Here is a 14,631-nt window from a genome sequence, read left to right as displayed (position 1 = left end):
CAGTCACTCACCGGGCGCCCGCCCGATGACGGCCGCCCCCAAAACCGATGAAGTCCATGTGCGCCTGCGGTTTCCCGGCGGAATGATCTTGGATTACCGCGCCGAGCGAGCAATTGCGGAACGTCTCGCAGCGCATTTGAGACCGCATCGCATTGAAGTCATCATCGACGGCATGCCCATCGATCGGCTCGCGCCACTACCGTGCGCGGAACTCTGGGCCGATTGATCATATCCGAAAACGGACCGCGCACTTTGTGTGCACGGTCCGTAACGGTTAGTTCCGATCAGAGAAACTGATCAGTTGTTCAAAAGAACTTCCGCGATCTGAATGGTGTTCAGCGCGGCGCCCTTACGCAGATTGTCGCCCGAGATGAACAGCGCCAGACCGCGACCGTCCGGCGCACCCGGATCCTGGCGGATACGACCCACCAGCGACTCGTCCTGGCCGGCGGCGGCCAGCGGCGTCGGCACATCGGTCAGCCGCACGCCGGGCGCCTTGGCCAGCAATTCCTCAGCGCGCTCCACCGAGATCGGCCGGGCGAACTCGGCATTGATCGACAGCGAGTGCCCGGTGAACACCGGAACGCGCACGCAGGTGCCGCTCACCAGCAGGTCCGGCAGACCCAGGATCTTGCGGGACTCGTTGCGCAGCTTCTGATCCTCGTCGGTCTCACCGCTGCCGTCGTCCACCAGTGAGCCCGCGAGCGGAATCACATCGAAGGCGATGGGGGCCACGTACTTGTTCGGCGCCGGGAAGTCCACGGCCGAACCGTCGTGCACCAGCTTCTCGGCGTCGCCGATCACCGCGCGCACCTGCGAGGCCAGCTCCTCCACACCGGCCAGGCCGGAGCCCGAGACCGCCTGGTAGCTGGACACGATCAGCCGCTGCAGACCGGCCTCGTCGTGCAGCACCTTGAGCACCGGCATGGCGGCCATGGTGGTGCAGTTCGGGTTCGCGATGATGCCCTTGACCAGGTTGCGGGTCGCCTCCGGGTTCACCTCGGAGACCACCAGCGGCACCTCGGGATCCTTGCGCCAGGCCGAGGAGTTGTCGATGACGGTGACACCGGCGGCCGCGAAGCGCGGCGCCTGCACCCGGGACATGGTGGCGCCGGCCGAGAACAGCGCGATGTCCAGTCCGGTCGGGTCCGCGGTCTCGGTGTCCTCGACCACGATGTCCTTGCCGCGGAACGGCAGCGTCTTGCCCGCCGAGCGCGAGGACGCGAAGAAGCGCACCTCGTCGGCCGGGAAGTTGCGCTCCTCCAGCAGCTTTCGCATGACCGCGCCGACCTGACCGGTCGCGCCGACGACGCCTACACGCACACCCATGCCTCTACCGTCCCGTTCCGCCGTGCACCACGGCGACCTCGTCGCCGCCCAGATCGAACGCCGAGTGCAGCACCTTCACGGCCTCGTCCAGGTCGGTGTCCTTGACCAGCACCGAGATCCGGATCTCCGAGGTGGAGATCAGGTCGATATTGATGCCCGCGTCCGCGAGCGACTCGCAGAAGGTGGCGGTCACGCCCGGGTGCGACTTCATGCCCGCGCCGACCAGCGACACCTTGCCGATGTGGTCGTCGTACACGACCTGGGAGAAGCCGATCTCGCCCTGCCGCTTGGTGAGCAGCTCGACGGCGCGCGGGCCCTCCAGCTTGGGCAGGGTGAAGGTGATGTCGGTCTTACCCGTCTCCACCTTGGAGATGTTCTGCAGCACCATGTCGATATTGATCTCGGCATCGGCGACCGCGCGGAACACCTTGGCGGCGTAGCCCGGCTCGTCCGGAATGCCGACCACGGTCACCTTGGCCTCGCTGCGGTCGTGCGCGACGCCCGTGAGGATTGCTTGCTCCAAGGGGATGTCCTCCATCGATCCGGTAATCATGGTGCCCGTCTTGTCCGTGTACGAGGACCGCACATGGACGGGCACGTTGTAGCGGCGCGCGTACTCGACGCAACGCAGCATCAGAACTTTCGAGCCGCAGGCCGCCATCTCCAGCATCTCCTCGTAGGAGACGGAGTCCAGCTTCTGGGCGTCGGTGACGATGCGCGGGTCGGCGGAGAAGACGCCGTCCACATCGGTGTAGATCTCGCACACATCGGCATTGAGCGCGGCGGCCAGCGCGACCGCGGTGGTGTCGGAACCACCGCGACCCAGCGTGGTCACGTCCTTGCTGTCCTGGGACACGCCCTGGAAACCCGCGACCAGCACGATGGTGCCCTCGCCGAGCGCCTGCTGCACCCGGCCCGGGGCCACATCGATGATCTTGGCGTTGCCGTGCGTGCCGGTGGTGATGACACCGGCCTGCGAGCCGGTGAAGGACCGGGCCTCGGCGCCGAGCGAGTGGATGGCCATGGCCACCAACGCGTTGGAGATGCGCTCACCGGACGTGAGGAGCATGTCCATCTCGCGGGCCGGCGCGGCGGGCGCGACCTGCTGGGCCAGATCCAGGAGTTCGTCGGTGGTGTCGCCCATGGCCGAGCACACCACGACCACATCGTGGCCCAGCTTCTTGGTCTCGACGATCCGCTCGGCGACCCTCCGGATGCGCTCGGCGGTGGCGACCGAGGATCCTCCGTATTTCTGGACGACGAGAGCCACGGCGGAAATCCTCCAAGATCGACAAACTGCTGCTACCGAGCCCCAAGACTACCGGCCGAGGTCCACGAGATTTCGCCCCACCTCTCGTCGGCCGAGTTCAGCCATCCGGTAGCTATTCCGAACGCACTCGGTCCAGCCAGGTGACCTGCGTGCCATTGCCGAATTCCCGGCGCTCGGTGACGGCGAACCGGGTGGGATGGAACCCGCCGGCGAAGAGCGGGATGCCCGCACCGGCGATCACCGGGTAACTCTTGAGGATCAGCCGGTCGACCTCATCGATCAGTTGTCCGGCCAGATTCGCGCCACCGCAGAGCCAGATGTCGAGCCCCTCCTCCTTCTTCAATCGGCGCACCAGCTCCACCGGATCGCCCGCGACCACTTCCACCTGCGGGTTGTCGACCGGCGCGAGGGTCGTGGAGAAGACGTACTGCTTCATGTGGTCGTAGGGGCTGGCGATGCCCGCGGCCAGCGCGGGCTCATAGGTGGCCCGACCCATGAGGACCGTGTCCCACTGCCGGTTCGGGGTATCGGCCGGCAGGCCGGCGTGTTCGCGGATGTGGGTCGGGACGACCTCCGGGACCCGCTCGTTGAACCAGGCCGACAGGTCGTCACCGACCGGATAGAAGTCGACCTCGTTATCCGGACCTGCGATGAAGCCGTCGAGAGTGACCGCCACGTAGTAGACGAGGTTTCGCATGTTTTACCGCCTCATTCGTAGTACTGTGTCCGTAGTGGTTACGAACATAGTACTACGGATGGAGTGGTGTCAATGGTTCGGACGAATCCGGAACGACGCAATGCCCTGATCGACGCGGCCATCGAGGTCCTGGCCCGCGACGGCGCCCGCGGACTGACCTTCCGCGCGGTCGACAAGGAGGCCGGTGTACCAGCGGGAACGGCCTCGAACTACTTCCCGAACCGGGACGAACTCTTCGTGCAGGCGGGACACCGCTTCTACGAACGGCTGCAACCCAGCGCCGAGACGATGGATCACCTCGCGACCGGCCCGCGGACCCGCCAGACCATCACCGAGCTGATGACCGACACCGTCGCCCGGATCATGGGCTTCCGGACCGGCTACCTCGCCCTGCTGGAATTGCGCCTGGAGGCCACCCGCCGCCCGGAGTTGCAGGCGATCCTCACCGAGCGGGTGCGGGCCGACATCGAGTTCAATGTCCGCAACCATCTGGACTCCGGGCTGCCGGGCGATGCCGACTCCGTATTGCTGCTGTACCTGGCCTTGAACTGGCTGATCGTCGAAAGGCTCACGCTGCCCGAGATCTTCGACGACGCGGAGGCCGCGCGGCTGATCGAGGCGGCGGTGGAACGGGCCATTCCGGCCATGTGACCGCCGTCACTTCGCACCGCCCGAATACCGGCTTTGCCCAAGATTTCCGGTTTGTCTACAGCCGTGGCGGATTTCCACGCGGAGCTGGGACATTGCGACCAATCAGACCGACCAGTCGGTCAGAAGTGGTGGGATGCGCAGTTGACTCTGGCAGCGACCCTGGTCACAATCGGTCCCCGAGTGGAGGGTAGATATGCGCACGAAAACTGACCACCGGTTCGTGATCGACCTCGATCCCGATCAGGTGATGGACGCGTTGCTCATGGTCGAGCAGATGCCCGACTGGTCGCCCTCGCACCAGGACGTCCGGGTCGCCAGCCGCGACCGGTTCGGCCGACCGAAGCGGGTCTACGTCTCGGCCAATCTGATGGGCCGGCCGGACCGGCAGGTCGTCGAGTTCAGCTGCACCGAGACCCGCGTCGAATGGCGGGTCACCGAGTCCAGCGCCGGCGCCGGCGGCACCAGCTGGTTCGACCTCGCCGAAATCGAGGACGGCGCAACCGAAGTCTGGTACCACTCCGAGCTCTACCTGCCGATCCCGGTGCCCGGCATGGTCCTCAAGCGCAGCGCGCGCCGCGAGGGCGAGGCGATGATCAGCAACTTCATCGCCTTCGTCGAATCCGTCACCGGCCTGCAGGGCCTCGGCGAGGTCGAGGCCGCTCCGGCCGAGGCCGCCGAACCCGCGCCCTACGCCGAGGGTTACGAGCAGGGCTACGCCCAGCCCGGCTACCCGCAGCGTCTGGACTACGGCCGCGGCTTCGAGCCCGGCTTCGGCACCGCGTAACCCCGGCTCACCCCGTAACGCCGAGGGCGAACACTCGCCGCTGACACTGCCGTTCGCCCGCGCGAACCGGCAGTATGTCTGCCATGCCCGGTTCGGTTCGCACCCGCATGACCCCGGTCGCCGAGGACGCCTCGGTGACCCAGCTGGAACTGTTCTTCGACCTGGTGATCGTCTTCGCGTTCACCATGGTCACCGACTTCGCCGCGCACGACACCTCCGGTGTCACGCTGCTGCGCGCCCTGCTGATGCTGACCATGCTCTGGTGGGCCTGGATCGGCTACTCCTGGCTCGGCAATGTGATCAAGGCCGACGAGGGCATCGCCCGGGTGGCCATGTTCGTGGCCATGGGCGCGGTGTTCATCATCGCGCTCACCATTCCCGAGGCCTTCCACGATCTGCCCGGCGGCTGGTACGGGCCGCTGGTCTTCGTGATCGGCTACCTGGTCGTGCGGCTCGTCCATCTGACCGTGTTCTGGATGGCCAGCACCCACGACGCCCAATTGCGGCGGCAGGTGATCCGCTGGGCCGCAGGATCACTCAGCGTGGCCAGCGTGCTGCTGGTCACGGGCGCGCTCACCTCCGGCGCCGCCCAGCTCGGTCTGTGGCTGGCCGCCCTGGTGTGGGAGATGGGCTGGACGTTCTTCGCGGGCAACGAATGGCGGCTCTACTCGGCCTCGCACTTCGCCGAGCGGTACGGGCTGATCGTCATCATCGCGCTGGGCGAGTCCATCGTGTCCATCGGCGTCGGCGTGGCCGGACTGCCCATCTCGTGGTCCATCACGGTCGGCTCGATGCTGGGGCTCGGCGTGGCCGGGCTGCTGTGGTGGGCCTACTTCGACGTGGCCGCGCTGGTGGTGGAACGCGCCATGCACCAGGCCGGCGGCGAGCGCCGCATCCAGATCGCCCGCAACTGCTACACCTTCTGGCACTTCCCGATGATCGCCGGAATCGTGGCCATGGCACTGGGTTTGAAGAAGGTGCTCAACTACGTGGGTGGGGCGCAAGGGCATTCGCTCAACGACCAGCTGCACGGGATCCCGCTGTTCGCGCTGTACGGCGGTGTGGCGGCCTATCTGCTGGCGCTGGTCGGGTTCCGGCACTACGCGACCGGCACGGTGCTGGTGCCGCGACTGGTGGCCGCCGTGATCCTGGTGGCGCTGATCCCGCTCGCCTCGGCGCTGCCCGCGCTGGCGGCGCTGGGCATCCTGTGCGCGGTGCTGCTGGCGCTGATCGTGTTCGAGGTGGTGCGCTACGCCCAGCCGCGCGATCTCATCCGGCACGGGACGCACTGAGCGGTCATACGGGCGCGCCGGGGACCGGGGTGATCCGGTGGTTGATCGCCTCCGGCACCCGGGTGCCCGCGTGCACGGCGTCGCGGAGCTGATTGATGTTCTCCCGCAGCGCGTCCGCGACCAGTTCGTCGGTGCGCGGATCGGCCAGCACCTGGAAGATGACCCGGAAGCTGGCGTCCGCGATGCCCCGGATCATGTCCTCGTGGAACGGGATGTAGCGCACCTTCCCCAGCTGCGGATCGCTCCGGATCACCTCGACGATCATCTGATCGATCTCGGAGCGGTTCTCCTCCAGCGCATTCGCGATATTGCGGGTGTAGTGCCCGGCGCGCATCACCTCGCCGACCTCGTCGAGCACCCGGATCGTGAGCGGCCGTTCGATGGCCTCGACGATGGCCCCGATCGAGCGGTTCACCACCGCCGCGGTGATCCGGTCGCCGAAGGCGCGGTCGGCCACCCGGCCCAGCCGCACCACGATCACCACGATCCGCAGCAGCCGGAACCCGCGGAAGAACGGGCTGGTCACCGGAATCATGCCGAGGACCTCGTACCAGTAGATGAACGGGAACGTCCAGCTCCAGCCCTCGCGCCGCCAGCGCCACAGGAATTCGGCGGCGAAGACCGCGCAGATGCTGTAGTCGGCGATCCGGATCGTCCGGTAGGTGTGGTCGGACACCGGGAAGAAGGTGATCCAGGCGACCAGCACGACGGACACCACCGCGAGGGCGAGCATGAGGAAATCGCTCCACAGGGCCGGGGGCTTGTGCGGAAACTCATCGGCCTCCGCTGCGCCGAGCTCGGTCACGACGTCCCCTTCCTCCTCGAACGGTCGCCGCCAGCGTAGTCGGCGCAAACCCTCGGTGAGGCGGTGTTCCGCACAGCAGATTTCCCGCCGACCGGTCTTTCCCTATCGCAGCATTCCGCGTCGCAAATTTGTCCACAGCGCCCTGGGGAACTGTGGACAACGGCGAAATGCCTTCCGCCCGGCTACCTTCCGGCGCGGATGATCGCCTCGATATTGCGTTCGGCGATCGCGGTGATGGTGAGCGACGGGTTCACCGTGGCGGTGCTGCCCGGGATGGCCGCGCCGTCCATGACGTACAGGCCCGGGTGGCCGACGACCCGCCCGTAGCCGTCGGTCGCGCGGCCGAGCACCGCGCCGCCCAGCGGGTGCGCGGTGAAGAAGCCCTGCGCGTCGAATCCGATGGCGGTGTAGTCCACCATCGCGCCGCTGGCCTGTCCCACCTTGTGATCCACCGCGCGGCACGCGTCCACGATCCGATCCTGCGCCGCGCGCGGCCAGGCCAGTCCGACGGCATTGCGGCCGCCGTCGTAGCCGAAGCGGGCGCGGGTCGGGTCCAGCACGATGCCCAGCGAGGCGATGGCGCCGGTGTCCATGGGAATGCCCGGCACGTACCAGTTCTCGAGGTGCAACGGCATGCCCGCGTCGTCGAAGATGCGGCTGGCGCTGGGGACGCCGCCGCCGTTCATGGACGGGTAGCTGAAGCTGCGGGCCAGCACCACGTCGCCGTTGGTGCCCCAGCCGTCGCCGACGTGCTCGTTGAGGTTGCGCAGGGCGCCGGTGGCCTGGGCGCGCACCAGCAGTTCGGAGGTGCCGACCGAGCCCGCGCCAAGGAACAGCTTGTCGCAGGTGAGGGTGCGGGTGCGCAGCACCTGACCGGTCGGGGCCAGCTTGCTCACGGTGACAACGTATTTGCCGTTGGCGTCCTGGCCGATGGTGTCGACCCGGTGGCCCGGGAAGATGCCGGTGCGGCCGGTGCCCTCGGCGTAGCGCAGGTAGTTCTGGTTGAGGTCGAACTTCGCGCCATTGGAGTTGCCGAGATTGCTGCGCGCCGCGGTGGCCGAGGCGCGGCTGTTGCCCGCCAGCTCGGCGCGCACCACGTCCCAGTTGAAGATCGAGTCGTTGGCCTCCGGCGTGTACCCAGCGGCCCGCACCTGCTGGTCCCACACCCGCGAGTGCGCGAACGGCCCGGAGTCGTAGACGTCCTGCGGCATCGGGGACAACCGCAGCATCTGCCGGACCCGGGGGTAGTACACCGAGTCCAGTTCGTCGAAGTTCACCACGCCGCCGAAGACGTGGTCGAACAGGTGCTTCGGCGGCGCGACCATGGCGCCGGTGAACACGATCGAGCCGCCGCCCACCGCGGAGGCGCGCCACACGTCGATGCCGGGGTACTCGGTGACGTCCAGGACGCCGCCGAAGGACGCGCACGGCACCGGCACCTTGGTGACGCCGGTGAAGCTGGTGCGATGCCAGAAGCCGCGACCGTCGGGCAGTTCGTCGCCGGTGAAGATCTCCCGCCACGGGTCGTTGGGCCAGCGGGAACCGCGTTCCAGGACGGTGTTCTGGATACCGGCCTCGGCCAGTCGCAGCGCGGTCACCGCGGCGCCGAAACCGGAGCCGATGACGATGGCCTCGGTGTGTTCGGGCGGATCCGGCAGTGGCGCAAAGATTTCCGGGACCCACGCCTCGAACAGCGCGTTCCACAACGGATTGGCCGACGCGGACCCGGCGCCGCGCGTAGCGGCACCCGTTCCTACGCCCGCCAGCACAGCCGCCCACCCGGCAGCCTTCAACATGGTGCGCCTACGCAACCGGTCACCTCCCTCATCACGCGTGACCGCGCGCGAGATTACCGGCCGGTCGCCATCGCCTCAACACCTTCGTGAGAGATCACTAACCGGACATTCGAGACGGCTGTGCCGCGGCACAAGCCCCCGATCCCGTGGGCGACGCCGAAATCAGCCCGCCATCAGGCCCGGAGGCGTTCCCGGCGGAGCTGATCGACCTCCGGAAGCTCCAGCGGCGGAAGCGAATCCACGCCCAGCGCGCGGCCGAGCAGATAGTCGGCGAGCTCGGGATTGCGGGCCAGGGCGGGGCCGTGCATGTAGGTGCCGAGCACCGAACCCTGGATGACGCCCTCGAGCCCGTCCCCGACCCCGTTGCCGACGCCCTTGGTGACCCGGGCCAGCGGTTTGGCGTCGCCGCCGAGTTTGGTTCCGCCGCGATGGTTCTCGAAGCCGGTGAGCGGCTGGGACAGGCCGGGCACCAGCGGCTGGGTCGCGACCTCGCCGATGGCCCGCTTGTCCTGGGGCGCGGTGGTGACGTCGAACAGGCCCACGCCGTCGACGCGTTCGCCCGACGACGTCTCGTACCAGTGGCCCAGCACCTGGATGGCCGCGCAGATGGCCAGCACCGGCGCACCCCGTCCAGCGGCCTCCTGGAGGCCCGGATAGCGCTGCAGATGGCGGGTGGCCAGCCGCTGGGCCGAGTCCTCCGCGCCGCCGAGGGTGTAGAGGTCCAGGGAATTGGGAACCGGCTCGGTGAGCGGGATCTCGACGATCTCGGCGTCGTAGCCACGCATGCGCAGCCGCTGACGCAGCACCACGGCATTGCCGCCGTCGCCGTAGGTGCCCATCACGTCCGGGAGCACGAGGCCGACGCGGACGATCGATTCTCGTGTCATGCTCTATCCTCTCGCGCCTTCGCGGGGCCCTCCGTGGTTACACTGCGCTGCCGCCTCCGGGCCTGACCACTCATGCGCGGACGCCCGTCTTCTCTTCGAGGTCGCGGTTCAGGTCGCGGAACGCGGTGTAGTTGGCCAGCACCTCGACCCGCCCCGGCGGGCAGGAGGCGATGGCGCGCAACGGATCCGCCACCGTGATGTGCTCGACGCCGGCGTAGGTGAGGCGGACCGCGAGGTCGGTGGCGCGCTCGCCGGCGGCCACCACCTGGGTGCCCTCGAAGTGCTCGAAGCGCACGTCCCACAGCCAGGACAGGTCCTCGCCGTCGGGCACCTGGCCGTTGACCGCGATCACCAGACCCGTTGCGGCCGGGTCGATCATGGACAGTGCTTCCTGCCAGCCCGCCGGGTTCTTGGCCAGCAGCATGCGGGTGCTGCGGCCGTCCACGTCGACGCTGCGGTAGCGGCCCGCGATCTCCTTCACGGTGCCGGTGGCCGCGGCGGCCACGGCCGGATCCGCGCCCAGCGCGACCGCGGCGGCCACCGCCTGGGCGGCATTGCCGCGGTTGGCGCGGCCCGGAAGGGCAAGGGAGAGCGGCAGTTCCAGGCCGTCGGGGCCGTGCAGGCCCGCCTCGTCGACCCGCCACTGCGGCTCCGGGCGCTGGAAGTCCGCACCCGTGCTGTACCAGTGCTCGCCCTCCCACACGATGGGCTCGCCGCTGCGCGGGCAGCTGGTGGCGTCCACGGCCCAGCCGCTGCCGGCCGAGACCCACACCACGTTCGGGTGGTCGTAGGCGATGGAGGTGACCAGCACGTCGTCGCAGTTGGCGACCAGGACGGCCGCGGGATGCCGGGCCATGCCCTCGCGCAGGCGGCGCTCGATCATATTGATCTCGCCGACCCGGTCGAGCTGGTCGCGGGACAGGTTCAGGAGCACCACCACCGACGGGTTCAGCGCGTCGGCGACGTGCGGCAGGTGCAGTTCGTCGACCTCGATGGCCGCCAGCGGCGCGGTGCGGTGCGCGGTGAGCGCGGCCACGATCCCGGCGTCCATGTTCGCGCCGTCGGCCTGGGTGGCGACCCGGCCCAGCGACTGCAGCGCCGCGGTGGTCATGCGGGTGGTGGTGGACTTGCCGTTGGTGCCGGTCACCAGCACCGTGCGCTTGCCGCGACCGAGCTGTGTCATGAGCGAGGGATCGATCTTCAGCGCGATCAAACCGCCGATCATCGAGCCGTTGCCCCGCCCGGCCCGCCGCGAGGCCCACGACGCCGCCGTCGCCGCCCGCAGCGCCAGCTGTCCGCGCATCGAGATGTCTGCCACGCCCGCGAGTTTATGGGGAACGAGGAACCAGCGTGCACGCGGTGCTGTGTCCAATTTGCCCTCCGCTCCGCTCCGGGCGGTTCGCGGCCCCCGAAGTCTCGTTCTTCCCTCCCTCCGCTCCCCCGCTTCGCTCCTCCGCTCCACTCAGTCCAGAACGAGACGGGCCGCGAACATGCCTGCTCAGCCGTTGTAGAGCATCTTTCGGTAGCTGTCGGCGCTGTAGTACTCCTCGAGCTGTTCGACGGTCTCGGGTGTGGCCGGCTGCACATCCTTGACCAGACGTGCCGTACCCGGCAGCGTGTCGGCCGCCCAGCTCTCCGGCTGCCAGAGCGCGCTGCGCATGAACGCCTTGGCGCAATGGAAGAAGATCTGCTCGATCTCGATCTCGATGGCGAGGATCGGGCGATGGCCCTTGACGATCATGTCGTCGAAATACGGTGCGTCCCGGAGCAATCGGGCGCGGCCGTTGATCCGCAGGGTGTCGTTGCGGCCCGGAATCATGAAGAGCACGCCCACATGCGGATTGCTCAGGATATTGAGGTAGCCGTCGGCGCGGCGGTTGCCGGGCCGCTCCGGGATCGCGATGGTCTTGTCGTCGAGCACCCGCACGAATCCGACCGGATCGCCCTTCGGCGAGGCGTCGCAGGTGCCGTCCGCGGCGCTGGTGGCCAGCACCACGAACGGCGAGCGCGCGATCCACTCCCGATCCCGCTCGTGCAGGGTGTAGCGGTCCTTGTTCCGCGGCCGCGGAGCGACCTCCCCCAGCAGTTCACGCAGTTCGACCGGGTCCGTGATCTCGCTCATGTCCCCGATTCAACGCGCACGGGATGCCCCCACACCAGCTCTTTTCCGCCGGTGTGAGGAATTCCCTCAGGCGTCGAACAGATTCGGCTGACCGGCGGCGTACCGCTGGACATCCAGCTGCCGGAACGGCTCCAACTCGGGGGCGCGGTAGAGCGTGAACAGCTTGCAGCGCGGCGCGTCCGAACCGGCCACGTCGAGCAGCTTGTTGACCGCCGCGCGGGCCGATTCCGAAGCACCCTCCATGGTGGCGAGGTCCACGTTGGTGCGTACGTAATCGCCCGCCAGATACAGGTTCTGGAGGCTGTCGGAGTGCGAATCGGGGCGCAACGCCAGCGAACCCGCGGTATTGATCAGCAGCGGGTCGGCATTGGTGTTGCGCTGCTGAGCGGCGTCCCACGTGATGCCGGTGTCGAGGAACCAGGAGTGCAGGTCGTCCTTGCGCAGCAGCTCACCGCGGTCGTTGAGGTGCGCGTCGAGCTGCGCCCAGGTCTCGCGGGCGATCTCCTCGTGCGTGCACTCCTTGGCCGGTTTGCCGTAGAGGATGCCCGGGGTGTTCCAGTCGGAGATGTCGACCGACAGGCAGTCCTGCACGGTGCCGTCACCGAGGCCGGTGACCGGGGTGCGATTCCAGAACTGGCCCTGCGCGATCGAGGTGAGCGACCACGGCGAATCCACGTAGGCGACGTGGCCGCGCGCGATATCGGTGCGGCGGCGGAGGAAGAACTGGATGCCGCTCATCCAGTCCACCGTGAGCTGGCTCATGCCCGCCAATTCCGGTCGCAGCGACAGGATCTCGGGCGTCCACAGGGTGCGGGCCACCTCGACGGGCAGCGCGCTCACGAAATGGTCGGCCTCGATTGTCTGGGCCGCTCCCGACGAATCCACCATCCGCGCACCGGAAATGCGCGCCCCGTCCAGTTCCAGTCCACGGATCTCGGCGTTGACGAAGGTGACGCCGAGTTCGCGCAGCCGGTTGACCCACGGGTCGATCCAGGCCTCGTTGGTGGAGCCGTTCAGCAGCCGGTCGAGCGGGCCGTCATTACCGGTCTCGAGCGGGTTGCCCAGGAACTGCTCGCCCATATTGCCGATGGTGCGGGTGCTGGCCTTGTCGTCCTTGGCGGCCACCAGCAGGGTGGTGAGCGTTCTGGACAGCAGCATGCGGAATTCGTTGGAGCGCTTGCCCGCACCGACGTAGTCCCGCCACGCCACGCTGTCCCACTGACCGTTGCGGCGCGCGTCGCAACTCGTGTTGAAGACCAGCAGGCGATTGGCGAAGTAGAGGGCGTCGGCCGTGCCCATATTGGTGGAGGTGGTGATCGCGGACCCGACTGTTTCGCGGAAGTTGTCGGGGCTGGACCACGGTTTCCCGGCTTTGCCCATCGGAATGATGGTGTCGTCGGTGCCCTTGCGCGAGAAGCGCGCCTCCGACGCCGCGACCAGGTTGTCCCATACGCCATTGGCATTGCCCGCGAACGGGATTCGCCGCATGGTGTCTGGAATGTGACGGTAGAACCCGGGGAAGAAACGGAATCCGTGCTCACCCCACAGTTCCGTCTTCCCGTCCTTGCCGCTGCCCGGGACGGGAATGCTGCGCGCCTTGCCGCCCAGCGCCCGCCGCTCGTACAGGGTCACCTCGAAACCGCGTTCGGCCAGTTCGTGCGCCGCGGTCAGACCCGCGACACCGCCGCCCAGCACGGCTACCCGACGTCCGGCGGCCGCGTGGGCGGTGCCGGGACGGGCGGCCCCCGCCGCCACCGCTCCCGCCATCGCCCCGGCCGCCATTGCTCCACGCAGCACTGATCGCCGCGTGACGGACAAACGCTGTCCTGCCATACCCGTTACCTCCCACGCCTGGTCAGCATCCTATGGAGCTGTCGCAGACAGATGGTCGGTTGGGGTGGAAATTTTCATCCCGAAGGTCCGTAATTCGGTCGAACAGCAACAAACCGGACTGCTCAGCTAGGCCTCGACGAGCGTGGGGTCCTGAATTTGGCGGTGTGTCGGCTGGGCGTGTCGAATTTGCCCGGGCGTGGCGGCCTCCACCTCGACCGCCGGGACCCGGCGGCCCGCCGAGGTCGCGGTGAACGCGCCCACGATCACGATCACCGCCCCGACCAGCGACAATGCCGAGGGCGACTCGTGCAGGAAGGCCCACGAGGCGGCGATCCCCACCACCGGCACGGCCAGCGACAGCGGGGCCACCGTGCTCGCCGGATAGCGGCTCATCAGATAGGTCCACAGGCCCGAACCCGCGATGGTGCCCAGCGCCACGATGTAGGCCAGGGCGGCGAAGGCGGGCCATCCGGTCGCCGAGAACGACGCGATCAGGTCGTTCCAGCCGGTGCTCGGCCCCTCGGTGAGCGCGGACAGCGCGAACATGGGGATCGGCGGGACCACGGCCATCCACAGCGTGAGGTGCAGCGGATTCACGTCCGCCGACGAGGCCGCGGCCAGCCGGGACCCGATATTGCCGAAGGCCCAGCCCAAGCCGCCCAGCAGCGTCAGCAGCAGGGGCACCAGGGCCGCGTGATGCGCCCGATCCCAGCCGATCACCGCCATGCCCGCCATGGCCACCGCGATCCCCGCCAACTGGACCCCGCGCAGCCGTTCCCGCAGGAACACCGCGCCCAGCAGCACCGTGAACGGCGCGGACGACTGCAGCACCAGCGAGGACAGCCCGGTCGGCATCCCCGTCCGCAGGGCGGTGAACAGGAAGGCGAACTGCAGGATCCCGAACCCGATCCCGTAGAGCAGCAACCACTTCCACGCCACCCGGGGCCGCGGCACGAACAACAGCACCGGAATCGCGATGACGGCGAACCGCAGTCCCGCGAAGAAGAACGGCGGGAAGTGCTCCAGCCCGACGTGGATGGCGAGGAAGTTCAGGCCCCACAGCACCACGACGGCGAGTCCGAGCAGGCGATCGCGATTGGTCATGCCGAGAATATTGCTGGCGCTAATAAGTAAGGACAATCGAATAATTCTGCACTCACGATGT

General features: G+C 68.2%; 14 protein-coding genes. 4 read left to right on the top strand and 10 right to left on the bottom strand.

The genetic code is table 11. The annotated features are described in order from the left end of the window. Nucleotides 1-25: 25 nt before the first annotated feature. Complete coding sequence (locus tag ACQP06_RS01560) at nucleotides 26-226, top strand: hypothetical protein (protein ID WP_379103533.1); 201 nt, start codon at nucleotides 26-28, stop codon at nucleotides 224-226. Nucleotides 227-297: 71 nt separating this feature from the next. On the opposite strand, the gene ACQP06_RS01555 is transcribed toward ACQP06_RS01560, so the two are convergent. The 3 genes from ACQP06_RS01555 to ACQP06_RS01545 form a co-directional block, all read right to left on the bottom strand. After that, nucleotides 298-1,329, bottom strand: coding sequence for an aspartate-semialdehyde dehydrogenase (locus ACQP06_RS01555; protein ID WP_387300785.1), 1,032 nt, complete (start codon nucleotides 1,327-1,329; stop codon nucleotides 298-300). Nucleotides 1,330-1,333: 4 nt separating this feature from the next. Beyond that, on the bottom strand, nucleotides 1,334-2,599 hold the full coding sequence (locus ACQP06_RS01550) for an aspartate kinase (RefSeq protein ID WP_357275449.1): 1,266 nt from the start codon (nucleotides 2,597-2,599) through the stop codon (nucleotides 1,334-1,336). Nucleotides 2,600-2,711: 112 nt separating this feature from the next. After that, a complete protein-coding gene (locus tag ACQP06_RS01545; RefSeq protein ID WP_433669946.1) occupies nucleotides 2,712-3,296 on the bottom strand; it encodes a dihydrofolate reductase family protein in 585 nt (194 codons plus the stop codon). A 72-nt stretch (nucleotides 3,297-3,368) separates the two neighbouring features. Between ACQP06_RS01545 and ACQP06_RS01540 the strand changes: the two genes are divergently transcribed. The 3 genes from ACQP06_RS01540 to ACQP06_RS01530 all read left to right on the top strand — a co-directional run bounded on the left by ACQP06_RS01540 (nucleotide 3,369) and on the right by ACQP06_RS01530 (nucleotide 6,023). After that, nucleotides 3,369-3,947, top strand: a complete 579-nt coding sequence (locus ACQP06_RS01540; protein ID WP_433669944.1) for a TetR/AcrR family transcriptional regulator — start codon at nucleotides 3,369-3,371, stop codon at nucleotides 3,945-3,947. Between the two features lie 193 nt (nucleotides 3,948-4,140). Continuing rightward, nucleotides 4,141-4,731: an SRPBCC family protein gene (locus tag ACQP06_RS01535; RefSeq protein ID WP_433669942.1), complete on the top strand. Its 591-nt coding sequence runs from the start codon at nucleotides 4,141-4,143 to the stop codon at nucleotides 4,729-4,731. An 83-nt stretch (nucleotides 4,732-4,814) separates the two neighbouring features. Beyond that, entirely contained in the window at nucleotides 4,815-6,023 is a 1,209-nt protein-coding gene (locus ACQP06_RS01530; RefSeq protein ID WP_433669940.1) for a low temperature requirement protein A, read from the top strand. Between the two features lie 4 nt (nucleotides 6,024-6,027). Here ACQP06_RS01530 and ACQP06_RS01525 read toward each other — a convergent pair whose 3' ends face one another. The 7 genes from ACQP06_RS01525 to ACQP06_RS01495 all read right to left on the bottom strand — a co-directional run bounded on the left by ACQP06_RS01525 (nucleotide 6,028) and on the right by ACQP06_RS01495 (nucleotide 14,570). Continuing rightward, nucleotides 6,028-6,828 carry an ion transporter gene (locus ACQP06_RS01525; RefSeq protein WP_433669938.1) on the bottom strand — a complete coding sequence of 267 codons (801 nt, stop codon included), beginning with the start codon at nucleotides 6,826-6,828 and terminating at the stop codon, nucleotides 6,028-6,030. Between the two features lie 182 nt (nucleotides 6,829-7,010). Beyond that, nucleotides 7,011-8,639: a GMC oxidoreductase gene (locus ACQP06_RS01520; RefSeq protein ID WP_433669936.1), complete on the bottom strand. Its 1,629-nt coding sequence runs from the start codon at nucleotides 8,637-8,639 to the stop codon at nucleotides 7,011-7,013. A gap of 158 nt (nucleotides 8,640-8,797) precedes the next feature. Next, a complete protein-coding gene (locus tag ACQP06_RS01515) occupies nucleotides 8,798-9,511 on the bottom strand; it encodes a type 1 glutamine amidotransferase (protein ID WP_433669935.1) in 714 nt (237 codons plus the stop codon). A 70-nt stretch (nucleotides 9,512-9,581) separates the two neighbouring features. Beyond that, nucleotides 9,582-10,814 carry a MurT ligase domain-containing protein gene (locus ACQP06_RS01510; RefSeq protein WP_433673207.1) on the bottom strand — a complete coding sequence of 411 codons (1,233 nt, stop codon included), beginning with the start codon at nucleotides 10,812-10,814 and terminating at the stop codon, nucleotides 9,582-9,584. Nucleotides 10,815-11,009: 195 nt separating this feature from the next. Continuing rightward, a complete protein-coding gene (locus ACQP06_RS01505) occupies nucleotides 11,010-11,633 on the bottom strand; it encodes a pyridoxamine 5'-phosphate oxidase family protein (protein ID WP_433669933.1) in 624 nt (207 codons plus the stop codon). Nucleotides 11,634-11,699: 66 nt separating this feature from the next. Continuing rightward, nucleotides 11,700-13,400 (bottom strand): hydroxysqualene dehydroxylase, encoded by a 1,701-nt coding sequence (locus ACQP06_RS01500; protein ID WP_433673206.1) that lies wholly within the window; start codon nucleotides 13,398-13,400, stop codon nucleotides 11,700-11,702. A 192-nt stretch (nucleotides 13,401-13,592) separates the two neighbouring features. Then, nucleotides 13,593-14,570 (bottom strand): EamA family transporter, encoded by a 978-nt coding sequence (locus ACQP06_RS01495; protein WP_433669931.1) that lies wholly within the window; start codon nucleotides 14,568-14,570, stop codon nucleotides 13,593-13,595. Nucleotides 14,571-14,631: the final 61 nt, after the last annotated feature.

This window comes from Nocardia sp. CA-136227, from assembly GCF_050955695.1.
In the GTDB taxonomy this organism is placed as follows: domain Bacteria; phylum Actinomycetota; class Actinomycetes; order Mycobacteriales; family Mycobacteriaceae; genus Nocardia.
This window is presented reverse-complemented; position numbering and strand designations above follow the sequence as displayed.